The organism is Actinoplanes sp. NPDC051388 (assembly GCF_055586225.1).
The window spans coordinates 190,226-215,195 of the sequence record NZ_JBVJIP010000001.1 but is presented as its reverse complement, the minus strand read 5'-3'; the positions used below and the strand labels follow the sequence as shown (position 1 = coordinate 215,195).

At 70.8% G+C, this 24,970-nt stretch carries 27 protein-coding genes and 1 pseudogene; 10 read left to right on the top strand and 18 right to left on the bottom strand.

Translation table 11 applies throughout. The features are described 5' to 3' along the window. Window positions 1–44 precede the first annotated feature (44 nt). The 4 genes from ACZ6TI_RS01120 to ACZ6TI_RS01105 are packed head-to-tail and all read left to right on the top strand — an operon-like array spanning window position 45 to window position 5,385. Window positions 45–644 (top strand): DUF4126 domain-containing protein, encoded by a 600-nt coding sequence (locus ACZ6TI_RS01120; protein ID WP_465342936.1) that lies wholly within the window; start codon window positions 45–47, stop codon window positions 642–644. A gap of 9 nt (window positions 645–653) precedes the next feature. Next, window positions 654–2,006, top strand: a complete 1,353-nt coding sequence (locus ACZ6TI_RS01115; protein ID WP_465343517.1) for a hypothetical protein — start codon at window positions 654–656, stop codon at window positions 2,004–2,006. Window positions 2,007–2,063: 57 nt separating this feature from the next. After that, window positions 2,064–4,667: an FtsK/SpoIIIE domain-containing protein gene (locus ACZ6TI_RS01110; RefSeq protein ID WP_465342935.1), complete on the top strand. Its 2,604-nt coding sequence runs from the start codon at window positions 2,064–2,066 to the stop codon at window positions 4,665–4,667. Further along, entirely contained in the window at window positions 4,654–5,385 is a 732-nt protein-coding gene (locus ACZ6TI_RS01105; RefSeq protein WP_465342934.1) for a hypothetical protein, read from the top strand. The genes ACZ6TI_RS01110 and ACZ6TI_RS01105 overlap by 14 nt, the downstream gene beginning before the upstream one ends. A 77-nt stretch (window positions 5,386–5,462) precedes the next feature. Here the strand turns inward: ACZ6TI_RS01105 and ACZ6TI_RS01100 are convergent, their stop codons facing one another. Beyond that, on the bottom strand, window positions 5,463–5,876 hold the full coding sequence (locus ACZ6TI_RS01100; RefSeq protein ID WP_465342933.1) for a hypothetical protein: 414 nt from the start codon (window positions 5,874–5,876) through the stop codon (window positions 5,463–5,465). Window positions 5,877–5,987: 111 nt separating this feature from the next. On the opposite strand from ACZ6TI_RS01100, the gene ACZ6TI_RS01095 reads away from it, so the two are divergent. Both ACZ6TI_RS01095 and ACZ6TI_RS01090 read left to right on the top strand, forming a co-directional pair. Continuing rightward, window positions 5,988–6,851 carry an ABC transporter ATP-binding protein gene (locus ACZ6TI_RS01095; protein ID WP_465342932.1) on the top strand — a complete coding sequence of 288 codons (864 nt, stop codon included), beginning with the start codon at window positions 5,988–5,990 and terminating at the stop codon, window positions 6,849–6,851. Further along, window positions 6,848–7,639 (top strand): ABC transporter permease, encoded by a 792-nt coding sequence (locus ACZ6TI_RS01090; RefSeq protein ID WP_465342931.1) that lies wholly within the window; start codon window positions 6,848–6,850, stop codon window positions 7,637–7,639. The genes ACZ6TI_RS01095 and ACZ6TI_RS01090 overlap by 4 nt, the downstream gene beginning before the upstream one ends. Here ACZ6TI_RS01090 and ACZ6TI_RS01085 read toward each other — a convergent pair. After that, complete coding sequence (locus ACZ6TI_RS01085) at window positions 7,636–8,484, bottom strand: 3-hydroxyacyl-CoA dehydrogenase family protein (RefSeq protein WP_465342930.1); 849 nt, start codon at window positions 8,482–8,484, stop codon at window positions 7,636–7,638. The two genes, ACZ6TI_RS01090 and ACZ6TI_RS01085, sit on opposite strands and share 4 nt — an antisense overlap. A 126-nt stretch (window positions 8,485–8,610) precedes the next feature. Between ACZ6TI_RS01085 and ACZ6TI_RS01080 the strand changes: the two genes are divergently transcribed. Next, window positions 8,611–8,958, top strand: a complete 348-nt coding sequence (locus tag ACZ6TI_RS01080) for a hypothetical protein (RefSeq protein ID WP_465342929.1) — start codon at window positions 8,611–8,613, stop codon at window positions 8,956–8,958. Window positions 8,959–8,961: 3 nt separating this feature from the next. On the opposite strand, the gene murA is transcribed toward ACZ6TI_RS01080, so the two are convergent. Continuing rightward, window positions 8,962–10,248: a UDP-N-acetylglucosamine 1-carboxyvinyltransferase gene (murA, locus tag ACZ6TI_RS01075; protein WP_465342928.1), complete on the bottom strand. Its 1,287-nt coding sequence runs from the start codon at window positions 10,246–10,248 to the stop codon at window positions 8,962–8,964. 41 nt (window positions 10,249–10,289) lie between these two features. On the opposite strand from murA, the gene ACZ6TI_RS01070 reads away from it, so the two are divergent. Together ACZ6TI_RS01070 and ACZ6TI_RS01065 are read left to right on the top strand one after the other, a co-directional pair. Beyond that, complete coding sequence (locus ACZ6TI_RS01070; protein WP_465342927.1) at window positions 10,290–10,862, top strand: cob(I)yrinic acid a,c-diamide adenosyltransferase; 573 nt, start codon at window positions 10,290–10,292, stop codon at window positions 10,860–10,862. Continuing rightward, window positions 10,859–11,248 carry a VOC family protein gene (locus tag ACZ6TI_RS01065; RefSeq protein ID WP_465342926.1) on the top strand — a complete coding sequence of 130 codons (390 nt, stop codon included), beginning with the start codon at window positions 10,859–10,861 and terminating at the stop codon, window positions 11,246–11,248. The genes ACZ6TI_RS01070 and ACZ6TI_RS01065 overlap by 4 nt, the downstream gene beginning before the upstream one ends. Here the strand turns inward: ACZ6TI_RS01065 and ACZ6TI_RS01060 are convergent. From ACZ6TI_RS01060 to ACZ6TI_RS01000, 13 genes are all read right to left on the bottom strand, one after another. Then, window positions 11,215–11,688: a DUF2550 domain-containing protein gene (locus ACZ6TI_RS01060; protein WP_465342925.1), complete on the bottom strand. Its 474-nt coding sequence runs from the start codon at window positions 11,686–11,688 to the stop codon at window positions 11,215–11,217. The two genes, ACZ6TI_RS01065 and ACZ6TI_RS01060, sit on opposite strands and share 34 nt — an antisense overlap. Window positions 11,689–11,694: 6 nt before the next feature. Further along, window positions 11,695–11,976: a F0F1 ATP synthase subunit epsilon gene (locus ACZ6TI_RS01055; RefSeq protein ID WP_465342924.1), complete on the bottom strand. Its 282-nt coding sequence runs from the start codon at window positions 11,974–11,976 to the stop codon at window positions 11,695–11,697. A 69-nt stretch (window positions 11,977–12,045) separates the two neighbouring features. Next, window positions 12,046–13,194 (bottom strand): LCP family protein, encoded by a 1,149-nt coding sequence (locus tag ACZ6TI_RS01050; protein ID WP_465342923.1) that lies wholly within the window; start codon window positions 13,192–13,194, stop codon window positions 12,046–12,048. Window positions 13,195–13,350: 156 nt separating this feature from the next. Then, a complete protein-coding gene (atpD, locus tag ACZ6TI_RS01045; RefSeq protein WP_465343516.1) occupies window positions 13,351–14,793 on the bottom strand; it encodes a F0F1 ATP synthase subunit beta in 1,443 nt (480 codons plus the stop codon). Further along, entirely contained in the window at window positions 14,793–15,722 is a 930-nt protein-coding gene (locus ACZ6TI_RS01040; protein WP_465342922.1) for a F0F1 ATP synthase subunit gamma, read from the bottom strand. The genes atpD and ACZ6TI_RS01040 overlap by 1 nt, the downstream gene beginning before the upstream one ends. Window positions 15,723–15,724: 2 nt before the next feature. Then, window positions 15,725–17,377 carry a F0F1 ATP synthase subunit alpha gene (gene atpA, locus ACZ6TI_RS01035; protein WP_465342921.1) on the bottom strand — a complete coding sequence of 551 codons (1,653 nt, stop codon included), beginning with the start codon at window positions 17,375–17,377 and terminating at the stop codon, window positions 15,725–15,727. 62 nt (window positions 17,378–17,439) lie between these two features. Further along, window positions 17,440–18,261 (bottom strand): F0F1 ATP synthase subunit delta, encoded by an 822-nt coding sequence (locus ACZ6TI_RS01030; protein ID WP_465342920.1) that lies wholly within the window; start codon window positions 18,259–18,261, stop codon window positions 17,440–17,442. Continuing rightward, complete coding sequence (locus ACZ6TI_RS01025) at window positions 18,261–18,803, bottom strand: F0F1 ATP synthase subunit B (RefSeq protein WP_465343515.1); 543 nt, start codon at window positions 18,801–18,803, stop codon at window positions 18,261–18,263. Before ACZ6TI_RS01025 ends, ACZ6TI_RS01030 begins: the two co-directional genes overlap by 1 nt. Window positions 18,804–18,838: 35 nt before the next feature. After that, entirely contained in the window at window positions 18,839–19,072 is a 234-nt protein-coding gene (locus ACZ6TI_RS01020; protein WP_465342919.1) for a F0F1 ATP synthase subunit C, read from the bottom strand. A gap of 94 nt (window positions 19,073–19,166) precedes the next feature. Beyond that, window positions 19,167–19,958 (bottom strand): F0F1 ATP synthase subunit A, encoded by a 792-nt coding sequence (gene atpB / locus ACZ6TI_RS01015; protein WP_465342918.1) that lies wholly within the window; start codon window positions 19,956–19,958, stop codon window positions 19,167–19,169. Window positions 19,959–19,973: 15 nt separating this feature from the next. After that, on the bottom strand, window positions 19,974–20,207 hold the full coding sequence (locus ACZ6TI_RS01010) for an AtpZ/AtpI family protein (protein WP_465342917.1): 234 nt from the start codon (window positions 20,205–20,207) through the stop codon (window positions 19,974–19,976). Window positions 20,208–20,413: 206 nt separating this feature from the next. Further along, entirely contained in the window at window positions 20,414–20,911 is a 498-nt protein-coding gene (locus ACZ6TI_RS01005) for a hypothetical protein (RefSeq protein WP_465342916.1), read from the bottom strand. Further along, entirely contained in the window at window positions 20,908–22,176 is a 1,269-nt protein-coding gene (locus ACZ6TI_RS01000; RefSeq protein WP_465342915.1) for a serine hydroxymethyltransferase, read from the bottom strand. The genes ACZ6TI_RS01005 and ACZ6TI_RS01000 overlap by 4 nt, the downstream gene beginning before the upstream one ends. A 79-nt stretch (window positions 22,177–22,255) precedes the next feature. On the opposite strand from ACZ6TI_RS01000, the gene ACZ6TI_RS00995 reads away from it, so the two are divergent. Next, entirely contained in the window at window positions 22,256–23,761 is a 1,506-nt protein-coding gene (locus ACZ6TI_RS00995; protein ID WP_465342914.1) for an SDR family oxidoreductase, read from the top strand. Here the strand turns inward: ACZ6TI_RS00995 and ACZ6TI_RS00990 are convergent. Together ACZ6TI_RS00990 and ACZ6TI_RS00985 are read right to left on the bottom strand one after the other, a co-directional pair. Beyond that, window positions 23,694–24,605: an L-threonylcarbamoyladenylate synthase gene (locus ACZ6TI_RS00990; RefSeq protein ID WP_465342913.1), complete on the bottom strand. Its 912-nt coding sequence runs from the start codon at window positions 24,603–24,605 to the stop codon at window positions 23,694–23,696. The genes ACZ6TI_RS00995 and ACZ6TI_RS00990 overlap by 68 nt on opposite strands. Continuing rightward, window positions 24,602–24,970 (bottom strand): annotated as a pseudogene (locus ACZ6TI_RS00985) (arsenate reductase/protein-tyrosine-phosphatase family protein); the annotation flags it as partial. The gene ACZ6TI_RS00990 and the pseudogene ACZ6TI_RS00985, both read right to left, overlap by 4 nt.

The following is a 24,970-nucleotide window of genomic DNA, read 5'->3' as shown; positions in this document are numbered from 1 at the left end:
ACGGCCAGGCAACGAGGCGTGCGCGGCGGTGCCATGCTGACCTTGTGCTCGAAGCTCTGACCGGCACCGGCCTGGCCGCATCCGCCGGACTCAATGCCTACATCCCGCTGCTCACCATGGGTCTGCTGGCGCGTTACTCGGATCTGATCCAGCTGCCGTCCGGCTGGGAGTGGCTGTCCAACGGCTGGGTCGTCGCGATCCTGGCGGTGCTGCTCGCGGTCGAGGTGGTGGCCGACAAGGTGCCGGTGATCGACCACGTGAACGACGTGGTGCAGACCGTGGTGCGGCCGACCGCGGGCGGGCTCGCGTTCGGCGCCGGCTCCACCTCCGAGACCGTCACGGTCAGCGACCCGGGCAGCTTCTTCGGCTCGCATCAGTGGGTGCCGGTGGCGGCCGGCGTGCTCATCGCGCTCACCGTGCACGGGGTGAAGGCCGCCTCCCGGCCGGTGATCAACGCCACCACGGCCGGCGTCGGGGCGCCGGTGGCGAGCACCGCGGAGGACGTGTCCAGCATCGTGTTGTCCGTGCTGGCCATCCTGTTGCCGATCCTGGTGCTGCTCGCGCTGGTGCTGCTGATCTCCTCGGCGGTGTGGGTGTTCCGGCGACGCCGGCGCCTGAGGGTGTCGCGCGTCCGAGCTGTTTGATTGACTGACGTGGTGCCCGCGCTCGCCGTACCCGCCTTCGCCCTGACCTGCTGGCTGGCGTGTTACCTGATCGGCCGCGACCCCCGGCGCCGGGTGCTCTGGCGCACGGCGATCGCGCTGATCGCGTTCGCGGTGGCGGTCGCCGGGTGGACGGTGGCGCCGGGCAGCGCGGCGGCCCAGGTGCTGCTCTGCGTGCCGGCCCTGGTCTGGGCCGGCGTCGCGGTCGGGCTGCTGCCCGACGAGATGCCGGAACGCGCCATGATCGACCGCGGCTGGATCGGCCTGAGCCTGATCTTCCTGGCCGTGGTGGCCCTGCTGCCGGCCCAGGGGCGGCTGGTGTCGCTGGCCCCGCTGATCGGCGGGCTGGTGCTGCTCTGGCGGTTCCGCGACAAGGTGCGCCCGCGATCGATGCCGGCCGGCGTGACCGCGGCCGCCGTGCTCTATGCGATCGGCCTGGTCGTCCTGCTGCTGCCGATCGACCTGGGCGCGCCCGGCCTGGTGCTGGCCGCGATGGCGGTCGACGTGCTGGTGCTGGGTTATCTGGTGGCCGCCGCCGACGCTCTGGACTCGGGCGAGCGGCTGCTGCCGGACCTGCGCCGGGCGGCGGTCTCCGGGGTGACCGGCGCGCTGATCGTCGGCGGTCTGGCCACCCTGACCATGCTCGCCGTGCCGCGCGAACGGCTCGTGATCATCCTGCAGTTCGTGCTGGTGGGAGCCGTGATGGCATATTCCGGCCTGGTCGGGCCGGCGCGCCGCGGGCTGGACCGGATCGCGTTCCCGCACGACGACCGGCTGCGGCTGGACCGCGCGGCGCTGATGCTGCTCGCCGAGGCGCTGCCCCGGCGACGGGAGCGGCACACGCTGATCGCGCTCAGCGAGGAGGAGTTCCGCCGGCTCACCGCGCGGGCCCTCGACAACTACGGCGACCTGGGCCGGCTGTTGCGCAGCCCGCTGATCGATCTGCCCACCGTGGACCGCCGGCTGACCGGGCACAACGCGGAGAAGCCGCTGGCCCGGGCGCTGGAGCTGCGGGCGGTGCTGCAGGAGAGCGTGGCGCGGCTCAAGCCGGACGGGTTGTTCGGCACCAGCGAGGAGTGGCGGCACTACAACGCGCTGCATTACTGCTGCGTGCTGGGACTGCGGCCATATGAGCGGCAGCCGGAGACCGACGGGCTCGACCGCGATGCGCGGCGGGCGCTGGACTGGTTCCGCCGTTATGTCCCGCGGTCGTCGCTGCGGTTGTGGCAGCGCGAGGGCGCCGACCTGGTGGCCGCCCGGCTCTGGGGCGAGCTGATGCGCACCGACCCGCGCTGGCTGACCCGCGCCGGCACGCTGGCCGCACCGCCGACACGCAGCACATAATCGCTCAGATCGCACAAAAACGGTTAAAATCCCCCATCGTGATTTTCGGGGGACGCCGTGGGTAACCACCGCAACGCGCTGGTCGCCGCGGTCCGCCATGAGCTGGCCGAGGCGCGGGGCACGGCCCGGGCCGTGCTGGCCGCGGCCGAGACCGCGCGCGCCGAGGCGCAACGCCGGCGGCAGCTGGTCCGCGACGCGTACGCGACCTGCCTGAACCAGCTCGCCGAGGCCCGCGACAGCGCCCGCGACGGCATCCTGCGCCGCTTCCAGTCCGAGTCGCTCGCGCTGGCCGGCAACGCCGGCTCGGTGGCCGCCCTGTGCGCGCCGGGCGCCGCCGGATCGCCGTGGCGCATGTGGGCGCCGTCCGAACCGGACCGTGGCGGCCGCCCCGCGCTGCTGCGGATCGGCACCATCGCGTTCGAATCCACCACCATGCCCGGTCTGGTCCCGCTGCTGGACGCCGCGCATCTCAATCTGAGCGGCGAGCAGATCTCGGTGGACGGGGTGATCTCCGGGCTGCTGCTGCGGGCGCTGGGCACCACCCGGCCGGGCGACGTCCGGCTCACCGTCTACGACCCCGAGCAGTTGGGCGGCACACTGGCCGCGTTCGCGCCGCTGGGGCTCGCCTTCGTCGGGCCGGGCGGGCTCAGCGCGATGCTCGACGACCTGGTCGAACACATCTGCCGGGTCAACGAGACGGTGCTGGCCGGCGAGTACGCGTCCCTGGCCGAACTGACCGCGGCCGGCACCGGTCCCCGGCCCGAGCCGTGGCGCATCGTGGTGCTGCTGGTCGACCCGGCCAGCGTGGACGAGATCACCGCGTCCCAGCGGGCACAGCTCGACCGCATCGTCCGCACCGGCGTCGCGTGCGGCGTACACCTGGTGGTCCGGGGATTGGACCTGGCGCCGCACCCCACGGTGGAGCGCATCGCGGTGCGCGACGGACACGCCACCTGCGACACCACCGGGCCGCTGCCGGTCCGCCTCGATCCGCCACCACCGGCCGAGCGGATCGCGGCCTTCTGCCGCGCCGTGGCCGAGCGCCTGCGCGAAGGCCCGCCACCGGCCCGGCTGAGCGACCTCGAGCCGGAGAAGCTGTGGACCGAGACATCCGCGCACGGGCTGGTGGCGCCGATCGGCGACGGACCGGACGGCGAGCACGTGCTGCTGCCGCTCGGCGACGACCCGCCGCACGCGCTGATCGGCGGGCCGTCCGGCTCCGGCAAGACCAACCTGATCTACGCGTGGCTGGGCTCGCTCGCGGCCCGCTACGGACCCGCCGAACTCGCGCTCTACCTGCTGGACTTCAAGGAGGGCGTGTCGTTCGCGCGGTTCTCCCCCGGGCCGCGGGATCCGAGCTGGCTGCCGCAGGTGCGGCTGGCCGGCGTCAACGTGAACAACGACCGCGAGTTCGGCCTGGCCCTGCTCCGGCACCTGGGCGACGAGTTGCGGGCCCGGGCGCAGGCGGCCAAGCGGCACGAGGCGTCCAAGCTGGCCGAACTGCGCGCGGAGGATCCGTCCGGGCACTGGCCGCGGATCGTCGCGGTGATCGACGAGTTCCAGGTGCTGCTGGCCGGCCGGGACGCGGTCGCCGATGAGGCCGTCACGCTGCTCGAGGACCTCGCCCGGCGCGGCCGCTCACAGGGCATCCACCTGGTGCTGGCCTCGCAGGACGTGTCCGGCATCGAGGCGCTCTGGGGCCGCTCCGGCCTGATCGGACAGTTCACCCTGCGGATCGCCCTGCCCAAGGCCCGCCGCATCCTCTCCGACACCAACCTCGCGGCGGCGGTGATCCCGCGCTTCCACGCGGTGGTGAACACCGACTCCGGGGTGGCCGGCGCCAACCAGATCGTCCGGCTGCCGGACGCCTCGGACCGCACATCCTGGCGCGATCTCCAGCGTCGCCTGTGGCATCAGCGCCCGGACGGCTGCGAGCCGCCGCGTCTCTTCGACGGCGACGCCGTCCCACGCCTGCCGTCGTCGTTCCGGCATTTTCCGGCGGTCGCCGAGGCCGGCGCTTCGCCGGGCGCGGTGCTGGGCGAACGGATCGACGTCGCGGCCCGGCCGGCCCGGCTGCGGCTGGGCCGGATGCCCGGCCGCAATCTCGCCATCCTGGGTACGCGGGTGGACGAGGCGTGCGCGATCCTCGCCTCGGCCGCACTGTCCCTGGCAGCGCAGGGCCCGGCCCACTTCAGCGTGATCTGCCCGCTCCCCGAGGCCCAGCACGCGGCCGCCCGCCTGGTCGCCGAACTGCCCGAGGCCGACTGGTACGACGAGGCGGACCTGGCCCAGCTCTTCGACGTCGTGCCGGACAGCGTCCCGCACTACATCCTCGGCTACGGCCTGGACGCCATCCGCACGCACAAGGACCGTTTCCGCACCCTGCTCGCCGACGGTCCGGCCCAGCGCACCCACGTGCTCGGCTGGTGGCGCTCGGCCGCCCGCCTGCGCGACGACCTGGGCGGCCCCGGCGCCCGCTTCGACTCGGTGGGCGCCTGGGTCGCGCTCGACATCCAGGGCGCCGACCTGGGCCCGCTCTGCCCGCAGCCCGGCGGCCCGATCTGGTTCCCACGCCCCCGCCGGGCCCTGTTCTTCGACCGTTCCGTGCACCGCGTCCCCGAAGTGATCGTCCCTTACGAGGTGAACAATGACCACGCGTGATCGCGACTACCAGCTGATGATGAACGCCCTGGCGGACATCACCCGCCGCCGGGACGCCGACCTGGAGAGCGCCGAACAGGCCTACCAGGACAGCACCGCGCGAGCGGCCGGCGAACTGGCCCGGGCCGAGGGCGAGGCCGGCTCGGCGGACCGCTGGGCGGCGGCCGCCGCGGCCCAGGTGCTGGACGTGGACCGCGAGGCGGCCCGCCTCTGGGACCAGCTGCGCCGGGCCCGCGGCCTGCGGGTGCGCGCGCTGGGCGAGATGCCCGACCCGGCCCCCGTCGAGTCGCTCCCGCGGGTCGCGTTGCAGCGCCAGCCCATCGAGAACGCCCAGCCACCCCGCGACTCGGCACGGGCGCTGCTGGCCCGAGCGGCGGAACGGATCGAGGTCACGGTGCGCCCACCCGCCCGCCGCCCGCTGCCGCGCTGGACCCTCCCGCTGCTTCCCCTGCTGGGCGCCCTCATCGCCGGCGCCACCGGCCTGCTGGCCGCGGGCCTGGTCACCATCGGCGGCGCCGACCTACCCGGCGGCGCCGTGATCCGCGGCATCGGCTGGCTCTGCTTCCTGATCGCCCCCTCAGCAGGCGTCCCGCTGGCGGCCGCCCTGGCCCACCGCCACCTGCAGGCCCGCCTGGACATCGGAGGAATCGGCCTGACCCTGCTGGGCGGCATGATCGCCGCCACGATGATGTCCCTGACGTTCGCCGCCTCCCACTGACCTGACCGGCGCACGGCCGCGCAGCCACCCGCCTTCGTCACCCGGTGACGCCCGCCCTCCACACCGCCGGAGCCCGATCAGCCAGGCCCCGCGCGACCCCTTGCTCTGCACACATATACGCAACACCGGCCGCCGCCTCGCGCAGCAGCTGAGCCCTCGGCTCGGGCGGTCGCCGGCACCGGCGTCCAGGACAGGACTAGCCAGGCCTCCTCTTCCGGGGCCCAGCCGGGGATCGGGAGGCCGTCCGACCAGTCGTTGCCCGGGCCGAGCAGATCCTCGGCGTCGGCGGCGAGCGCGCCGAGGTCGGCGTGCGGTGCGGTGGTCACGCGCAGCACCGGGCCGTCGAGGAAACCTGCCGCCACCGGCGTCTCGTCCTCGGTCCACAGGAACACGGCCGCGTCGTCGAAGCGCATCAGCCAGCCCACGTCGCCGGGGTGCAGGCTGCCTCGCGGGGCGTCGGGCGGCGTCCAGTCGGACAGCGCGCGCAGCACCGGGCCGGTTCGGCGGGGGTCAGGCGGCGCCTCGCAAGTGAGCCCATGGCGGCAGGCTAGCCAGCACGCCGCCGTCTCGCGAGGTCTTTGACCGGGCCGTAGGGTTCCGGCATGGGTGACGGGGACGCGGCGATCGTGGTTCGCGGGCTGCGCAAGGTATATCGGGACAATGTGGCCGTCGACGGCATCGATCTGGAGGTCGCGCGCGGCGAGGTGTTCGCTCTGCTCGGGCCCAACGGCGCCGGGAAGACCACGACGGTGGAGATCCTGGAAGGATTCCGCAAGCGCGACGGCGGCGACGTCACCGTGCTCGGGGTGGACCCGGCCACCGTGCAGAGCGGGCGCGACACCCGATGGCGGCAGCGGGTGGGCATCGTGCTGCAGGGCACCGGGGAGTTCGACGAGCTGACCGCCGGCGAGGTGGTCCGGCACTTCGCCCGGTTCTATGACGAGCCGGATGATCCGGCCGCGGTGTTGGCGCGGGTCGGGCTCGCCGGCAAGACCGGGGCGCGCACGCACACGCTCAGTGGCGGGCAGAAGCGGCGGCTCGACGTGGCGCTCGGCATCATCGGGCAGCCCGAGCTGCTCTTCCTGGACGAACCCACGACCGGCTTCGACCCCGAGGCCCGGCGCGAGTTCTGGGCGCTCATCAAAGACCTGCAGACCTTGGGTACGACCATCGTGCTGACCACGCACTACCTGCAGGAGGCCGAGGCGCTGGCCGATCGGGTCGGGGTGATCGCCGGTGGGCGGCTGATCGCGGTCGATGCCCCGCGGCGGTTGGCGAGTCGCGATGAGGCGATGGCGACGGTGTCCTGGCGTACCCGGGAAGGGGTGTGGGAAAGCTCGCAGAGTGCGTCGCCGACGGCCCTGGTCACCGACCTGGCCGCGCGGTTCGGCGGCGAGGTGCCGGGGCTGACCATCACGCGGCCCACGTTGGAGGATGTGTATCTCGAGATGATCGGGGCAGCATGAGCGCGGTGAAGCTCGGGTTGGCGCAGGGCGGGCTGGAGATCCGGCAGTTTCTGCGCAGCCGGGAGCAGGTGATGTTCACGCTGGCGTTCCCGGCGATCATGATTCTGGTGTTCGGGTCGATCTTCAAGGGCGAGATCGGCGGGGGCGTGAAGTTCACGCAGTACTTCGTGACCGGGATGATCGCGACCGGGCTGATGACGGCGGGCTTTCAGGCGCTGGCCATCCAGATCCCGGTGGAACGCGACCGCGGCGTGCTCAAGCGACTGCTCGGCACGCCGATGCCGCGCTGGGTCTACTTCGCCGGCAAGGTGCTGATGGTTGGGTTCATCGCGGTGCTCGAGACGGTCGTGCTGCTCGCCGTCGCGACGATGCTCTTCGGGCTGGACCTGCCGGACACCGGCGCGAAGTGGCTGACCTTCCTCTGGGTGTCCGCGCTCGGCATCACCGCCTGCACGCTCTGCGGCGTCGCCTTCTCGTCGCTGGCCCGCACCGGCCGCAGCGCCCCGGCGGTGGTCACGCCGGTGGCGCTGGTGCTGCAGTTCATCTCGGGCGTGTTCTTCCTCTTCACCAGCCTGCCGAGCTGGATGCAGAACGTCGCCTCGATCTTCCCGCTGAAGTGGATGTGCCAGGGGCTGCGAGCGGTTTTCCTGCCGGCTTCCTTCGGCGCCCAGGAACCGAGCGGCTCCTTCGACCTCGGCACGGTCGCGATCGTGCTCGGCGTGTGGTGCGTGGTCGCCCTCGCCCTGTGTCTCACCACGTTCCGGTGGACGACCAAGCGGGACGGCTAATACGTGTAGAAGCCCTTGCCGGTCTTGCGGCCCAGGTCGCCCGCCGTGACCATGCGCTGCAGCAGCTCCGGTGGGAAGAACTTCTCGTCCTGGGTGTCGCGGTAGACGTTGGTCGCCGCGTTGAGCATCACGTCGAGCCCGGTCAGGTCGACAGTGGCCAGCGGGCCCATCGCGTGCCCGAAGCCGAGCTTCATCACCGTGTCGAGGTCGGCCGGCGAGACCACGCCCGACTCGACCAGCTTGATCGCCTCGACCAGCAGCGCCGAGAAGAGCCGGTTGGAGACGAACCCGGCCACGTCGCGCTTCACCTCGACGCAGGTCTTGCCGACCTCCTCGGCGAAGTTGCGCGCCGCGGTCAGCGTGTCGTCCGACGTCTGGTAGCCCCGCACCAACTCGACCAGCTTCATCATCGGCACCGGCGAGAAGAAGTGGATGCCGACCACCGACTCGGGCCGGCTGGTGGCCGTGGCGATCTGGGTGATCGGGATGGCTGACGTGTTGGTGCCGAGCACCGTGCCGGACTTGCAGATCTTGTCCAGCGTCCGGAACACCTCGTGCTTGGCCTCGATCCGCTCGAAGATCGCCTCGACCACGACGTCCGCCTCGGCGGCCGCATCGAGGTCGGTGGTCGTGGTGATCCGGCCCAGGGTCGCCTCGACGTCCTCCTCGGTGATCTTGCCCTTGGCGGCGAACCGCCCGAGCGAGTCACGGATCGCGCCCAGCCCCCGGCTCAGCGAGGCGTCATCGATGTCGCGCATCGTGACCTGCCAGCCGGCCTGCGCCGAGACCTGCGCGATGCCGGAACCCATCAGACCCGACCCGATGACCGCGAGCCGACCCGCCATGGTGTGCCCTCCCTGCATTGAAGACCCTCAAGCAGGCAGCCTAGCCGCCCGTCCTTAACGCAAGCTCAGCACCTCTATCGGGGCAAATCTCGGGAAATCGGTGATCTCCGGTGCCAGACTGTGCGCATGGCCCCGAGCGACGGCTGGTACCTCTTCGGACCGCTGCTGGCCGTCGCACTCGTTGGCGTGCTCGGCGTGGTCTTCTGGCGCCTGGGCCTGCAGTGGATCGCGGAGACCGACGACGGGCACTTCCTGGGCGACCGCTACGGCCGCCTGTCGATCTTCGCCGACCCGGACGACTTCGGCCTGCTCTGCGCCGCCGCGATCACCGAGGGCCCGGCGGAGGCCGACGACATCAGGTCGCTGCTGGCCGAGGCCGGGATCCGAGCCACCGCCGGAATGCGGCGCGACGGCCGGGTGGCGGTGCTGGTCTTCGCCGAGGAGCTCGAGGCCGCCCGCCGGATCCTGCTCTAAAGTCTAAAAATCAAAGGTCGGCTCGGGTACGTCCGCCCGCTCGACCTCGACACCCAGGCTGGCCAGGTCGTTGACGAAGTCCGGGTAGCCCCGGTCGACGTGGTGCACCTCGCCGACCTCGGTCACCCCGTCGGCGCACAGCCCGGCGATGACCAGCCCCGCCCCGGCCCGGATGTCGGTGGCCCGCACCGGCGCGCCGGACAGCCGCGCCCGGCCCCGGACCACGGCGTGGTGGCCGTCGGTGCGGATGTCCGCGCCCAGCCGCACCATCTCGTTCACGAACATGAAGCGGCCGTCGAAGATGTTCTCGGTGATCAGCGAGGAGCCGTCGGCCACCGCGGCCAGCCCGATCGCCATCGGCAGCAGGTCGGTGGCGAAGCCCGGGAACGGCAGCGTCACGATGTCGACGGCCTTCGGGCGCTCGCTCATGCGTACCCGGAATTGGTTGTCGCCCGGCTCGACCACCGCACCCGCCGCGACCAGCTTGTCCAGCGCGATGTCCAGGAACTCCGCGCGCACGCCCTTGATCGTGACATCGCCGCGGGTCATGGCCGCGCCGAACGCCCAGGTGCCGCCGACGATCCGATCGCCGACCGTGGTGTGCCGCACCGGCTGCAGCGACTCCACGCCCTCGATCTCGAGGATGGAGGTGCCGGCGCCCTCGATCTTGGCGCCCATCGCGGTGAGCATCTCGCAGATGTCGACGATCTCCGGTTCCCGGGCCGCGTTGTCGATCTCCGTGACGCCCTTGGCCAGCACGGCCGCCATCAGCAGGTTTTCGGTGGCGCCGACGCTCGGGAAGTCGAGCCAGATCTTGGAGCCGCGCAGCCCGGCCGGCGCCGAGGCGATCACGAAGCCGTGCTCACCGGAGATCTCGGCGCCCATCCGGGCCAGGCCGGAGACGTGCATGTCGAGCCCGCGGGAGCCGATCATGTCGCCGCCGGGCAGGGCGACCCGCACATAACCCCGGCGGGCCAGCAGCGGCCCGAGCACGCAGATCGACGCCCGCAGCCGGCGGACCAGGTCGTAGTCGGCCTCGCTGCCCGGCTCGGCGGGCACGTCGATGGTCGCCGTGGTGCCCTCGAGCGTCACCTGGCAGCCCAGCCGGCGCAGCACCTCGGCCATGATCGCGATGTCCGTGATCCGGGGCACGTTCTCCACCACGCTGCGACCCTCCGCCAGCAACGCGACCGCCATCAGCTTGAGCGCGGAGTTCTTCGCGCCGCCGACCCGCACGTCACCCGCGAGCCGTGCGCCGCCCTTGACCCTGATCACATCCACCCGCGCCATGGTAGGGGTGCTCCGCCGCCCCCGATCCGTAGGGTGGACGCATGGCCGTTCACCTCACCCGCATCTACACCCGCACCGGCGATGCCGGGCAGACCCGCCTGGGCAACAACGAGGAGGTCGCGAAGACCGATCCGCGGATCGTGGCCTATGCGGACGCCGACGAGTGCAACGCCGCGATCGGGGTCGCCCTCGCTCTGGGCGGCCTGGCGGCCGACGTGCGGACGGTGCTCACGACGGTGCAGAACGATCTCTTCGACGTGGGCGCCGACCTGTGCAACCCGATCGCCGAGAATCCGCCCTACCCACCACTGCGGATCACCGAGGAGTACGTGACCCGGCTCGAGGGCTGGTGCGACGAGTACAACGAGGGGCTGGCCGCGCTGAACTCGTTCATCCTGCCCGGCGGCACACCCGGCGCGGCCCTGCTGCACGTGGCCCGCACCGTCGCGCGGCGGGCCGAGCGCTCGGCCTGGACGTTGCTGGCCGACGACCCCGAGCGCACCAGCACGCTGCCCGCGAAATACCTGAACCGGCTCTCCGACCTGCTGTTCATCCTGTCCCGCACGGCGAACCCGGACGGCGACGTGAAGTGGGTCCCGGGCGGTCAGCGGTGACCCTGCACCACGTCGAGATCTGGGTGCCCGATCTGGCCGGCACACTCGGGCCGTGGGGCTGGCTCTTCGGCGAGCTGGGCTGGACGGTGTTTCAGGAGTTCGACAACGGCCGGTCCTATCGGCACGGCGACACCTACATCGTGCTGGAGCAGTCGAAGGCGCTGACCGGCGGCGCCCATGACCGCTGCGCGCCGGGGCTCAACCACCTGGCCTTCACGGTGGCCGGCGAGGCGGAGGTCGACCGGCTGAGCGCGGCGGCCCCGGCGCACGGCTGGACGCTGATGTTCGCCGACCGGCACCCGCGGGCGGGCGGCCCGCAGTCCTACGGCGCCTATCTGGAGGACGCCTGGGGTTACGAGGTGGAGCTGGCCGCCGGGCCGCCGTGACCGCGCTGCAGTGTGGTGCCGCCGGGCTGACCGGGCGGGCCCGCCTCGAGCCATGAGCTGAAACCGGTCACCGTCGACTCGGCCATCGCGATCTCCACCCGCTCGTTGCAGCTGGTGCAGCCCAGGATGATCCAGTGGCCCGGCATGGTGAGCCGCTCGGGCCCCTCGGGCAGGCGGCGCAGGTCGACCGTGAAGCCGCGCCGGTTGAGCACCCGCTTGGGCCGGATGCCGAATGTGAAGATGCGGTAGAAGCGCAGCTCGTCGCCGACGAAGCGGCCGATGCCGGCGGACCAGCCGCGGCCCGGGACCATGGTGCTCACCCGGAACTGTAAGCGGATGGTGCCGCCGCCCTGCGCGAGCAGACGGCGGCGGAAGACCAGCGCGAACAGGAGAAGAAACAGCGCGATGACGCAGATTCCGGCAATCTCCAGAATCCGCATCGCGCGTCAGTGACTGTCAGGCTGAGCGGGCTGGGCGCTCTCCGCGAGCACCGTCACTCCGTCGGTGTCGATGGAGAGGAACCCGCCGGTCACGTCATAGGTCAACTGCTCGCCGCCGGCGAGCTTGACCCGCACCTGTGACGGCTCCTTGAGCAGGCCCAGCAGCGGCGCATGGCCCGGCAGAACGCCGATCTCGCCCTCGGTGGTGCGTGCGACGAGCATCTCGGCGTCGCCGGACCACACGCTCTCCTCGACGGCGACGACCTGGACGTGCAGCTGGTTGGCCACGCTGTCTCCTCAGCTCGGGGCGAAAACCCTGCCAGGCGAAGACCCTGACGGGTGAAAGTCTAAACGGGGTCAGGTGTTGTTGATGAACTCGGGGTGCGCCAACAGGAATGTCGCGATCGTGCCGTCCTTCACCGAAGAGAAGAACGTCTCCGCGCTCGGGTCCAGCTGCTCGCCCTGATAACGCCCGCCGACTATCAGGCCGCGGCCGGGCAGCTTGATCAGCGTCATGTTGCCGGGCCGGACGCCCTTGAGCGCCAGACCCCAGTCGACCACGTTGTGGCCGTTGCCGTCGAAGATCAGCGCCTTGCCGGCCGAGCGCAGCACCGAGTCGAGCTTGACCGGGTTGGTCACCACGTCCTTGCTCAGCGCCTGCGCGGCCATCGCCTTGACGAACTGCTGCTGGTGCCGCTGGCGGTCGTAGTCACCCTTGGGCAGGCCGTAGCGCTGGCGCACGTAGTCGAGCGCCTCCCAGGCTTCGAGGTGCTGGTTCTTGCCCTTCTTGTATTGCTTCTGCGGCCCGATGTAGGGGTGCTCGCAGTTGTTGCTGGCGCATCGGGCCAGCTTTTGCCGCGGCTCGCCGTTCGGCTGCAGGTGCTCGGACTTGACGTCCTGGTCGATGTCCATGGTCACGCCGTCCATGGCGTCCACGATCTTCTTGAACCCGCCGAAGTTGATGATCGCGCCGGCGTCGAAGGTCTTGATGCCGGTCAGCTGACTCACCGTCTTGGCCAGCAGGCTGAAACCCTGCGGCACGTCGTGCTTGCCGTTGCCGACCGAGCTGCCGTACGACATGGCGGCGTTGATCTTGGCGCGGCCGCCGCGGAACCCGGTCTTCTCGAACGCCGGAATGTCCACCAGCAGGTCGCGCGGGATGGAGAAGAGGTAGGCCTCGTCCATGGTCGCCGGGATGTGCGCGACGATGATCGAGTCGGACAGCGGGGCGGTCGCCGAGTCGCGCGGGTCGATGCCGACCAGCAGGATGTTGAGCGGGCCCTTGATGTCGCTGACCTTCTCCTTTTCCGCGCCGCTCGCCGCGTCGCCGAACAGGTTTTGAGTGTCCACCGCGCCCGCATAACGAGCGACCAGGACCTGGCTGGTGACCAGCGCGCCGCCGGAGAGCACCATCAGGATGCAGCCGAAGATGGCGCACAGCCGCGCCCAGAGCGGAGCTTTGCTCCGCAGAGCACGGCCCGTCCGAGGTTTGTTGCCCTTCGCCACCTGATCCCCAACCTGCCTGATCCGGCCATGGTCACCGGGACGCAAGGACCCAGACTATCCGACGAATCTGAGTGTTATTTGCGTCCGGATTTGTGTGGAAGACGCGTGAGCCGCGCCAGGGTCACCCCCGGCGCGGCTCACGATAGTAGCCGAAGATCAGCCCTTCATCAGCTCGTGCGCGTTCTTCTCCAGGTCCTCGAGACCGCCGCACATGAAGAAGGCCTGCTCGGGGTAGTTGTCGTACTCCCCCTCGGCGATCTTCTTGAACGCCTCGATGGTCTCCTTCAGCGGCACCGTGGAGCCCGGCACGCCGGTGAACTGCTCGGCGGCGTACGTGTTCTGCGAGAGGAAGCGCTCGATGCGGCGAGCCCGCTGCACCGTGACCTTGTCCTCCTCGGAGAGCTCGTCCATGCCGAGGATCGCGATGATGTCCTGCAGGTCCTTGTACTTCTGCAGGATCCGCTGCACCTCACGGGCGACCGCGTAGTGCTCGGCGCCGACGTATTCCGGCGCCAGGATCCGCGAGCTGGAGGCCAGCGGGTCCACAGCCGGGTAGATGCCCTTGTCGGAGATCGACCGCTCGAGGTTCGTGGTCGCGTCCAGGTGGGCGAACGTGGTGGCCGGCGCCGGGTCGGTGTAGTCGTCGGCGGGCACGTAGATCGCCTGCAGCGACGTGATCGCCTTGCCCTTGACCGAGGTGATGCGCTCCTGCAGCTCGCCCATCTCGTCGGCCAGGGTGGGCTGGTAACCCACCGCGGACGGCATGCGGCCGAGCAGCGTGGACACCTCGGAGCCGGCCTGGGTGAACCGGAAGATGTTGTCGATGAAGAGCAGCACCTCCTGGTTCTGCACGTCCCGGAAGTACTCCGCCATGGTGAGCGCGCTCAGCGCGACCCGGAGGCGGGTGCCCGGCGGCTCGTCCATCTGGCCGAAGACGAGGGCGGTCTTGTCGAGCACGCCACCCTCCTCCATCTCCAGGATGAGGTCGTTGCCCTCGCGGGTGCGCTCGCCGACGCCGGCGAACACCGAGGTGCCACCGAAGTTGCGGGCCACCCGGATGATCATCTCCTGGATGAGCACCGTCTTGCCCACGCCCGCGCCGCCGAACAGGCCGATCTTGCCACCGCGCACGTACGGCGCGAGCAGGTCGAGCACCTTGATGCCGGTCTCCAGCATCTCGGTCTTCGGCTCGAGGTCGGCGAACGCCGGGGGCTTGCGGTGGATCGGCCAGCGCTCCTGAATGTCCAGCGTGGCCGGGTCCGCGTTCAGCACCTCGCCGAGGGCGTTGAACACGTGGCCCTTGGTGACGTCACCGACCGGCACCGAGATCGAGGCGCCGGTGTCGGTCACCTCGGCGCCGCGGGTCAGGCCGTCGGTCGGCTGCATCGAGATCGCCCGGACCAGGTTGTCGCCCAGGTGCTGGGCGACCTCCAGGGTCAGCGTCCGCGTGCCCGCGGACAGGGTCACGTCGACGTGCAGGGCGTTGAAGATGCCCGGCATCTGGTCGCGCGGGAACTCGGCGTCGACGACCGGGCCGATCACCCGGACGACGCGGCCGACGGCGGTCTCCGCCTTGGTGGGCTCGGCAACAGCAGTCATCATCCATCACTTCCCGAGGTGGACAGCGCCTCGACGCCGCCGACGATCTCACTGATTTCCTGGGTGATCGCGGCCTGCCGCGCGGAGTTCATCTCCCGCGTGTACCGCTTGAGCAGGTCGTCCGCGTTGTCCGACGCGCTCTTCATCGCCCGCCGCCGGGACGCCGACTCGCTGGCCGCCGAATCCAGCAACGCCGCGTAGATCCGCGTGTTGAGGTATTTCGGCAGCAGCGCGTCGAGCAGCTCCTCGGCCTCCGGCTCGAACTCGTATGCCGGACGCAGACCCGGCTCGACCTCACGCTCCTCGACCTGCATCGGCGCCAGGAAATGCGCCTCCGCGGACTGGGTCATGAGGGACCTGAACTGGGTGCTGACGATGTGCAACTCGTCGACGCCCTGAATGCCGTCCGGACCGTGGTGCTCTTCGGTGTCGTCGGCGCCGGCCACGAAGGCCTCCAGCAGCGACTCGCCGACCTTGCGGGCGTCCTCGAAGGACGGCCGCTCGGAGAAGCCCGTCCAGCTGGCCTCGATCGGCCGGTTGCGGAACCGGTAGTAACCGACGCCCTTGCGGCCGATCACGTACAGCACCACGTCCTTGCCGTCCGCGCGCAGCCGGGCCAGCAGCTGCTCGCAGGTGCGGATGGCGTTGGCGTTGTAGGCGCCGGCCAGGCCGCGGTCGCTGGTGATCAGCAGGACGCCGGCCCGCCGCACCCGCTCGCGCGGGGTGAGCAGCGGGTTGTCGATCGACGCGTTGGACGCCAGGGCCGTCAGGACCTGGGTGATGGCCTCCGCGTACGGCTTGGAGGCCGCCACCCGCTCCTGGGCCTTGGCGATCCGGCTGGTGGCCACCAGCTCCTGCGCCTTGGCGATCTTCTTGGTCGACTTGACGGTGCGGATGCGCCGCCGGAGGGCCTGTACCTGACCGGCCATGGCTAGCTCTCGTCCTGCGCCGGGCGCCGGACCTCGCGGGTCACGGTCTCGTGGGTCTCCCGGCCCTCGGCCATCGCCTCGGCCTCGGGGTCGTTGACCTTGACGCCGGTCTCGCCCTGCTTGAACAGCTCCTTGAACTCGTTCAGAGCCGACTGCAGGGACTCGACGTTGTCGTCGGTCAGCTGACCGGTCGACTCGACGCTGGTGATCAGGTCGCTCTGGTGACGGTGCAGCCACTCGAGCATCTCCGCCTCGAAGCGCCGCACGTCGCCGACCGGCACCTCGTCCATCTGACCGGTGGTGCCGGCCCAGATCACGATGACCTCGTCGACCACCGAGTAGGGCGAGTATTGCGGCTGCTTCAGCAGCTCGACCAGGCGCACGCCCTTGTCCAGCTGGGCGCGGGACGCCTTGTCCAGGTCGGAGGCGAAGGCGGAGAACGCCTCCAGCTCACGGAACTGGGCCAGGTCGAGCCGGAGCCGGCCGGAGACCCGCCGCATCGCCTTGACCTGCGCCGAACCACCGACCCGCGACACCGAGGTGCCGACGTTGATGGCCGGGCGCACACCGGAGGCGAACAGGTCGCCCTCGAGGAAGATCTGGCCGTCGGTGATCGAGATGACGTTGGTCGGGATGTAGGCCGAGATGTCGCCGGCCTTCGTCTCGATGATCGGCAGGCCGGTCATCGAGCCGCCACCCAGGTCGTCGGAGAGCTTGGCGCAGCGCTCCAGCAGCCGGGAGTGCAGGTAGAAGACGTCACCCGGGTATGCCTCACGGCCCGGCGGGCGACGCAGCAGCAGCGACACCGCGCGGTAGGCCTCGGCCTGCTTGGTGAGGTCGTCGAAGACGATCAGCACGTGCTTGCCGTTGTACATCCAGTGCTGCCCGATGGACGAGCCGGTGTAGGGCGCGATGTACTTGAAGCCGGCCGGGTCGGACGCCGGGGAGGCCACGATCGTCGTGTACTCCAGCGCCCCGCGCTCCTCCAGCGTCCCGCGGATGCTGGCGATGGTGGAGGCCTTCTGGCCGATCGCCACATAGATGCAGCGGACCTGCTTCTTCGGGTCGCCGGACTCCCAGTTGGCACGCTGGTTGATGATCGTGTCCAGCGCGACGGTGGTCTTGCCGGTCTTGCGGTCACCGATGATCAGCTGGCGCTGGCCACGGCCGATCGGCGTCATGGCGTCGATCGCCTTGATGCCGGTCTGCAGCGGCTCCTTCACCGGCTGGCGGCCCATCACGTTGGGCGCCTGGAGCTCGAGCTCGCGGAAGCCCTCGCTCTCGATCTCGCCCCGGTCGTCGATGGGCTGACCCAGCGCGTTCACCACGCGGCCCAGGTAGGCGTCGCCGACCGGCACGGAGAGCACGCGGCTGGTCCGCTTGACCTGCTGCCCCTCCTCGATGCCGGTGGAGTCCCCCAGGACCACGACACCCATCTCGCGGATGTCCAGGTTCAGTGCCACGCCGAGGGTGCCGTCCTCGAACTCCAGCAGTTCGTTAGCCATGGTCGAGGGCAGACCCTCGACGTGCGCGATTCCGTCGCCCGCATCGGACACGATGCCGACCTCCTCGCGGGAGACCTCGGGCGAATAGGACGAGACGTAGCGCTCTAGCGCCCCCCGGATCTCGTCCGAGGAGATGGTCAGCTCGGCCATCCTCTGCCTTCTCTAGTCAGCTCGGGACGTCGCCGCCGCCGAGGGGCTGTTGCGGAAGTTAACTACTTGGCGAACGCTTGCTTGGCCTCGTTGAGCCGCCGCAGGATCGTGCCGTCGTAGAGGTCGGAGCCGACCCGGACGCTGACGCCGCCGATGACCCGCGGGTCCACGTCGACCTTCAGCGAAACCTGGCGGCCATAGAGTTCGGCCAGTTTGTCGCTCAGGCGCTGCTCGTCGGCATCGGCGAGCGGCTTCGCGACCGTCACATACGCCACCTCGCGGTCGCGCTTCGCGGCGGTCAGCTCGACCAGCCGGATCAGCGAGGTCTCGAAACCACGGCCACCGAATCCCTCGATCGCCACCTCGACCAGCCGCAGCGTGGCCGGCTGGGTCTTGCTCTTCAGCAAGTCCTCGACCAGCTTAACCCGGCGCTCGGTCGACGCACCGGGGTCACTCAGCGTGACCGCCAGCTCGGGGCTGCCGGAGACGATCTGACTGAACCGGAAGAGCTCGTCCTCGACGTCGGCCAGCTTGCCGGCCTTGTCCGCGGCGCTGAGCACCGCGTCCACGCCCAGCCGCTCGGTCGCGTCCAGCAACTCGCTCGGCCGCGACCAGCGACCGCCGACCAGCACCGCCATCACGTCGACCACCGTGGCGGAGACCTTGCCGCCGAGCAGCGCGACGATCAGCTCCGCACGGTCGGAGGTGCGCCGGGACGGGTCGGTCAGCGCGCGCCGCAGCCGGGGCTCGGCCCGGAGCAGCGCGGCCACCGACAGGATCTCGTCGGCGATCTTGGCCTGGCCCGCGGCCGTCGCCTTGGCGTTGCCCGCGGCGAGCTTCTCCGTGGCCTCGCCGAGCGACTCGCGGATCGCGGCCGGCGCCATCAGCGCCGCCCGCCCGTCGTGCTGTCCAGGTCGGCGATGAACCGGTCGACCGTGCCGCGGTTGCGGGCCTCGTCGGCCAGCGACTCGCCGACGATCCGGCCGGCCAGGTCGACGGCCAGCGTGCCGACCTCGGCCCGGAGCTCACGAACGATGCTCTCGCGCTGGGCGGAGAGCTGCTCGCGGCCGGCCGCGATGATCCGGTCGGACTCCTCGCGGGCTTTGGCGAGGACGTCCTGACGGATGCCCTCCGCGTCGGCGCGCGCCTCGTCGCGGATCCGGGCCGCCTCGGTGCGGGCCTCGGCGAGCTGCGCGCGGTATTGCTCGAGCAGCTTGTTGGCCTCGGCCTGCGCCTCCTCGGCGCGCTTGAGGCCGCCCTCGATGGCGTCGACCCGCGCCCGGAACGTCTCCTCCATGCGCGGGAAGACGAACTTCATCAGCACATAGCAGAGCAGACCGAAGGCGACGAAGCCGAGCACGACCTCCTGCCAGAGCGGGACGATCGGGTTGTGTTCCTCGGCAGCCTCTGCCAAAAGTTGAGTGATCAACGGACACCCTCCCTAACGAGTGAGAGCGGTGCTCAGCCGACCGGGTTGGCCCAGACGAAGCCGAACACGATGCCCAGCAGGGCGAGAACCTCGACCACGGCGAAACCGATCCAGAGGAACGGCTGCGTGATGCGGGCCGCCTCGGGCTGGCGGGCGGTGGACTGGATGTAGGCGGCGAAGACCAGGCCGACGCCGACGCCGGGGCCGATGGCCGCGAGGCCGTACCCGATGGCGGCGGTGCTACCCACAACTTCGGCGAGAGTCATTTCGGTATTCCTCCTGGTATCTCGCATGACGGTCATGCGGGACGACTACGGGGCCTTGCAAAAGGAAATCGGGGAGAGCTCGGTCGGGAGAGGCTCAGTGCCCCTCGGCGAGCGAGCCCTGGATGTAGCTCGCGGTCAGCACGGTGAAGATGTAGGCCTGCAGGCAGATGATCGCGAAGTCGAGGAACGTCAGCGCGATGGTCATGATCCAGGACAGGATCGAGACCGGCGTCAGCAGCGCGTTCGCGTTGATCATCGCAAAGCCGCCGAGCGTGAAGACCAGCAGGAGCATGTGGCCGGCGAACATGTTGGCGAAGAGCCGGATGGCCAGCGAGAAGGGCCGGACGATCAGGTTCGAGAAGAACTCGATCGGCACCAGGATCGGCAGGATGAACCACGGCGCCGGCGGCACCAGCACGACCTTCAGATAACCCACGAAGCCGTGCTTGCGGAAGCCGACATAGAGGAACATCGCGTAACTGATCAGCGCGAGAACCGCCGGGAAGGCGATGTGCGACATCGGCGAGATCTGCGCGAGCGGAATGATGCCCCAGAGGTTCATCACCAGGATGAAGGAGAAGAGCGACGCCAGATATGGCGCGAACCGCACGCCCTCCTTGCCGATCATCTCGACGGCGATGTTGTTGCGCACGAAGCCGTAGAGCGACTCGGCCAGCCACTGCTTCTTGGACGGCACCAGCTCCGGTTTCCGGTATGACGCCAGGAAGTAGATGATCAGGACCGCGACGGAGATCCAGAGCAGCAGCGTGATCTTGGTGAACCAAACCGAATGCTCGCCCCACGGCACGATGCTGGGCAGGTAAAAGTCTTCAACCGACGGCGGGAACGGAACCTCCGCGGCGAGGACAGTCGTCGGACCGGTCACCTTAGCCCTTCCAGGTCAGGCGCCCAGGCGGCGCGCGATCAAGTAGACGCCGGCCGCGCCGCCGATCACCGCGCCGATTCCCAACGCGATGCCCTCGGTGCCGAGCCACTGGTCCACCAGCCAGCCGATCCCGCCCCACACGAGCATTCCCCCGAGCAGGTAGCTGATCGCCGTGTAACCGGCCCCGGAATCGGGAGGCGGCGGGGCGTCGTCCTTGCGGGGTTCAGAAGGGGGCTGCTGACCGGCCATGACTGGGCGAACGATATCAGCAGGAAACGTGAGGCTAGGCAGGACCCCCCGGGCAACGGCGGGTTGCTCGGGCGACAGGTCGGCACTCAGGTTGGCGGAAGCGTACTCCTGCCGTTCAAGCGACGGCCACGAACGCCGCGTATCTGACACCCGAATGGGCGCCACCGTTTCACCCGGCTCCCGTGTGGAGCCGCTGAGCAGGCCTTTCACCGCGGGAGGCGCCGGTTGGCGATGCGCATCAGCCACCCCACCTGCACGCCGGTGAGCACCACCGCGCCGACCGCGATCGACCAGGCCATCGGCAGGCCGCCGGCCCAGCCACGATCGGCCACCACGACCAGCAGCGCCCCGATCAGCAGGAACTTGATCAGGTAGACGCCCAGGCCGACCGGCATCACCAGCTCGGGGCGGATCACGTCCGCCCAGGCGATCGCGAGGGTGGTCATGCTGATGCCGATCGTCACGATCAGCATGCCGACCGCGGCGCCCGCGGCGGCGACCGGCCCGCCCGCGAAGAAGCCGGCCGAGGCGGCGCACAGCACCAGGGCGAAGCCGACGGTCAGCACGAACGGCAGGTGCTCGATGCGCCAGCGCGGGTCCTCGGGCAGTGGCGGCAGGTCGGGCAGCGGGCGGTCGTCGTCCTCGTCGTCCTTGCCGAGGATCTGGGCGATCACGCCGTAGTGCTTCGGCGACTCCTGCGTCACGAATAGACCTCCTGCCTGGGATAGGCAGGGTAGCGCCCGACCAACTCGAGGACCTCGGCGGAGACGTCGCGGGCGCGGTCCGGCTCGTGCACGGCGGCCGCGATCAGACCGGCGATGCGCCGCATCTCGGCCACGCCCATGCCCTGCGTGGTGACCGCGGCGGTGCCGACCCGGATGCCGGAGGCCACGGTCGGGCGCCGCTCGTCGTACGGGATGGCGTTCTTGTTCAGGGTGATCCGCGCCCGGCCGCAGCGCTCCTCGGCCTCCGCGCCGGTGGTGCCGCCCGGACCCAGGTCGATCAGCGCGAGGTGGGTGTCCGTGCCGCCGGAGACCGGGCGCATGCCCGCCTCGGCCAGCCCGGCGGTGAGCGCCCGGGCGTTCGCCACCACCTGGCGGCCGTACGCCTGGAACTCCGGGGTGGCCGCCTCACGCAGCGCGACCGCCTTCGCCGCGATCGCGTGCATCATCGGGCCGCCCTGGGAGAACGGGAAGACCGCCTTGTCCACCCGCGCGGCCAGGCTCTCCCGGCACAGGATCATGCCGCCGCGCGGCCCGCGCAGCACCTTGTGGGTGGTGCAGGTGACCACGTCGGCGTGCGGCACCGGTGACGGCGCCACCTGCCCCGCGACCAGCCCGATGAAGTGCGCGGCGTCGACCATCAGATAGGCGCCCACCTCGTCGGCGATGGCCCGGAACGCGGCGAAGTCGATCAGCCGCGGATAGGCCGTCGCGCCACAGATGATCAGCGCCGGCCGGTGCGCCAGGGCCAGGTCGCGCACCTCGTCGTAGTCGATCAGCTCGGTGTCCCGGCGGACCGTGTAACCGACGTGGTGGAACCACTTGCCGCTGAAGTTGACCCGGCTGCCGTGGGTGAGGTGACCGCCGTGCGGCAGGTCCATCGCGAGCACCACGTCGCCCGGCTGCACCAGCGCCGCATAGGCCGCCAGGTTCGCCGACGCCCCGGAGTGCGGCTGCAGGTTGGCGTGCTCGGCCCCGAACAGCTCGCGGGCCCGGCGCGTGCCCAGTTCCTCGGCCCGGTCCACCTCCGCGCAGCCGCCGTAGTAGCGGGCGCCGGGGTAGCCCTCCGCATATTTGTTCGTGAGCGTCGAGCCGAGCGCGGCCAGCACGGCCGGCGAGGTGAAGTTCTCGCTCGCGATCAGCTGCAGCCCGGAGCGCTGGCGCTCGAGCTCGGCCAGGACGACGGCGGCGATCTCCGGATCGGTGCGTTGGAGCATGCCGAAGTCGGGACCCCAGAACGTGTCCATCGCCCGCTCCTCGCGTCGGCCTCACTGCCGTTTTCGAGCATATGGCGTATTACCCCCGGCCTGCGGGCACAGTGCGGTTATGCGTTGTCTGGTCACCGGTGCCACCGGCTATATCGGCGGACGCCTCGCGCCTCGGCTGGTCGCGGCCGGTCACTCGGTGCGATGCGTCTCGCGAAGCGTCAACCGTCTTCGAGATGTGCCCTGGGTGTCCCAGGTTGACGTCGTCGAGGCCGATCTGTCCGATCCGAGCACCCTGCCCGCGGCGTTCGAGGGCATCGAGGTCGCCTACTTCCTGATGCACTCGCTCGGCGTGAAGGACTTCGAGCGCCGCGACCGGGAGGCCGCCGAGAACTTCGCGGCGGCCGCGAAGGCGGCCGGGGTGCGCCGGATCATCTACCTCGGCGGCCCGGTGCCCCCGCAGGTCGGCGCCCCGTCGGCGCATCTGCGCTCGCGCGCCGAGGTGGCCCAGGTGCTGCTGGACAGCGGGGTGCCGACCGCCGTGCTGCGGGCCGCGGTGATCATCGGCTCCGGCTCGGCGTCCTTCGAGATGCTCCGCTATCTGACCGAGCGGCTGCCGGTGATGCCCACCCCGCGCTGGGTGCGCAACCGGATCCAGCCGATCGCGGTCCGCGACGTGCTGCACTACCTGATCGCCTGCGCCGCCCTGCCGGCCGAGGTGAACCGCGGCTTCGACATCGGCGGCACCGACGTGCTGACCTACGCCGAGATGATGCAGCGCTACTCCCGGGTGGCCGGCCTGCGGCCGCGGCTGATCATCCCGCTGCGCCCGCTCACCCCGCGGCTGTCCGCGCACTGGGTGGGCGCGGTGACCCCGGTGCCGAACGCGATCGCCAAGCCGCTGGTGGAGAGCCTGATCCACGAGGCCTTCGCCCGCGAGCACGACATCGCGGAATACGTGCCGGACGAGGAGCTGCTCGGTTTCGACGAGTCGGTCCGGGTGGCGCTCGGCAAGGTCCGCGACGACAACGTGGAGACCCGCTGGTCCAACTCCGCGCGCCGGGACGCGGCCGCCGAACCGCTGCCCAGCGACCCGGACTGGTCGGGCGGCACGCTGCACGTCGACGTGCGCACCGCGGACGTGGACGCGCCGGTCGGCACGCTGTGGCGGGTGATCGAGAGCGTCGGCGGGGTGAACGGCTGGTATTCGCCGCCGCTGGTCTGGGAGGTGCGCGGCCTGGCCGACCAGCTGATCGGCGGCGCCGGGCTGCGGCGCGGGCGGCGGGACCGGGAGCGGCTGCAGGTCGGCGAGGCGCTCGATTTCTGGCGGGTCGAGGAGCTCGAGCCGGGCACGCTGCTGCGGCTGCGGGCCGAGATGAAGCTGCCCGGCCGGGGCTGGCTCGAACTGCGGGCCGATCCGGACGGGCCGGACCGCAGCAAGCTGACCATCCGCAACGTGTTCCTGCCGCGCGGGCTGGCCGGACAGGCCTACTGGGCGTCGATCAAGCCGTTCCACGGCCCGATCTTCAAGACCATGGCGGCCCGGATCGCGCGGAAGGCTACTTCGCTGCCGCGCGCTGCAGACGATCGCGTACGGCCAGCCAGTCCTCGCCAGCCGGCGGGGTAAGAGCCAGGATCGTGGCGACGCCGGCGTCGTCCAGGCGGTGCAGGGCGGCGTAGAGGTCGGCGGCGTATTCACGGGGGTCGTCGCTGAGCAGTTCGGCCCCGGGGAAGTCGTGGTAGGTGAGGACGCCGACCGGTTCCGCGTACCCGTCGAGGTCTTTGATCTCGTCGACCAGCACCAGATCGGCGCGTGGCGCGTAGTGCCGCCGGCTCATCCCCGGCGACGGGCGCGCGACGCCGTCGTCCACGCCCTCGGGCAGCTCGACCGGGCCGATCACGTCGCGGATCGCGCGCAGCCCGAGCGCGCCCGGCCGCAGCAGCCGCGGCACCTCGCGGGTCAGGTCGAGCACGGTCGACTCGATGCCCCACGAGCTGGGCCCGCCGTCCAGCACCAGCGGCACGTCCGGCAGGCTGCGGACGACGTGCCGCGCCGAGGTCGGCGAGATGCCCTCCGAGCGGTTGGCGCTGGGCGCCGCCAGCGGGATGCCGACCGCGTCGAGCAGCCGAAGCGCGACGTCGTGCGCCGGGATCCGGACCGCGAGTGTGCCGGCGCCGCGCCGGAGCACCAGCGTGAGCGGCCCGGGCCAAAAGGCCGACGCGAGTTTCTCCGCGGGGGCCGGCCAGTCGTCGAACAACGCGCGCGCCGCGGCGACGGACGCCACGTGCACGATCAACGGATTCCACGCGGGCCGGTTCTTCAGGCGGTAGACCTCGGCGATCGCCTTGGCGGAGAAGGCATCCGCGCCCAGCCCGTAGACCGTCTCGGTGGGGAAGGCGACCACCGACTCGGCCCGCAGCAGATCGACGGCCCGGGCGATGCCGGCCTCGTCGGGCGCGACGACGGTCACGGAAGAAGGAGCGTGGCGAGCGGGACCGTGACGTCCTCGATCTCGTCGCCGATGCGCTGGAACGTCTGGTCCCCGCGGCCCCACGGGTCGTCGAGGTCGTCGCCGGGCTGTGGCGGATCGTCGCCGCGCAACGCGTGCACCGCCGCCACGATCGCCACGCCGCGGGCGTGCACCGCCTCCTGCTTCTCCGCGGCGGCCGGCAGCTTGGCCTGGTCCACCCCGCCGAGCAGCCGGGCGAACTCGCCCAGCACGAAGGTGGGGCCGGGCGCGGGCGGGGGGGAAGGGGCCCAACCGTTCGAACGGTCGGCGGTGGGGGTGAGGAGTAAGTTTGTCTCTTTCCGGAAGGCTCCCCGCCAGCCGGAGAA

Excerpts from the sequence above, each read along its gene's own strand:
- ACZ6TI_RS01080 (WP_465342929.1), top strand. The coding sequence starts at position 8,611 with ATGGCCCCGAGCGACGGCTGGTACCTCTTCGGACCGCTGCTGGCCGTC.
- ACZ6TI_RS01010 (WP_465342917.1), bottom strand. The coding sequence starts at position 20,207 with ATGGCCGGTCAGCAGCCCCCTTCTGAACCCCGCAAGGACGACGCCCCG.
- ACZ6TI_RS01040 (WP_465342922.1), bottom strand. The coding sequence starts at position 15,722 with ATGGCCGGTCAGGTACAGGCCCTCCGGCGGCGCATCCGCACCGTCAAG.
- ACZ6TI_RS01060 (WP_465342925.1), bottom strand. The coding sequence starts at position 11,688 with ATGCGGATTCTGGAGATTGCCGGAATCTGCGTCATCGCGCTGTTTCTT.
- ACZ6TI_RS01090 (WP_465342931.1), top strand. The coding sequence starts at position 6,848 with ATGAGCGCGGTGAAGCTCGGGTTGGCGCAGGGCGGGCTGGAGATCCGG.
- ACZ6TI_RS01020 (WP_465342919.1), bottom strand. The coding sequence starts at position 19,072 with ATGACTCTCGCCGAAGTTGTGGGTAGCACCGCCGCCATCGGGTACGGC.
- ACZ6TI_RS01095 (WP_465342932.1), top strand. The coding sequence starts at position 5,988 with ATGGGTGACGGGGACGCGGCGATCGTGGTTCGCGGGCTGCGCAAGGTA.
- atpD (WP_465343516.1), bottom strand. The coding sequence starts at position 14,793 with ATGACTGCTGTTGCCGAGCCCACCAAGGCGGAGACCGCCGTCGGCCGC.
- ACZ6TI_RS01030 (WP_465342920.1), bottom strand. The coding sequence starts at position 18,261 with ATGGCGCCGGCCGCGATCCGCGAGTCGCTCGGCGAGGCCACGGAGAAG.
- atpA (WP_465342921.1), bottom strand. The coding sequence starts at position 17,377 with ATGGCCGAGCTGACCATCTCCTCGGACGAGATCCGGGGGGCGCTAGAG.
- ACZ6TI_RS01085 (WP_465342930.1), bottom strand. The coding sequence starts at position 8,484 with ATGGCGGGTCGGCTCGCGGTCATCGGGTCGGGTCTGATGGGTTCCGGC.
- ACZ6TI_RS00995 (WP_465342914.1), top strand. The coding sequence starts at position 22,256 with ATGCGTTGTCTGGTCACCGGTGCCACCGGCTATATCGGCGGACGCCTC.
- murA (WP_465342928.1), bottom strand. The coding sequence starts at position 10,248 with ATGGCGCGGGTGGATGTGATCAGGGTCAAGGGCGGCGCACGGCTCGCG.
- ACZ6TI_RS01070 (WP_465342927.1), top strand. The coding sequence starts at position 10,290 with ATGGCCGTTCACCTCACCCGCATCTACACCCGCACCGGCGATGCCGGG.
- ACZ6TI_RS01105 (WP_465342934.1), top strand. The coding sequence starts at position 4,654 with ATGACCACGCGTGATCGCGACTACCAGCTGATGATGAACGCCCTGGCG.
- ACZ6TI_RS01000 (WP_465342915.1), bottom strand. The coding sequence starts at position 22,176 with ATGGACACGTTCTGGGGTCCCGACTTCGGCATGCTCCAACGCACCGAT.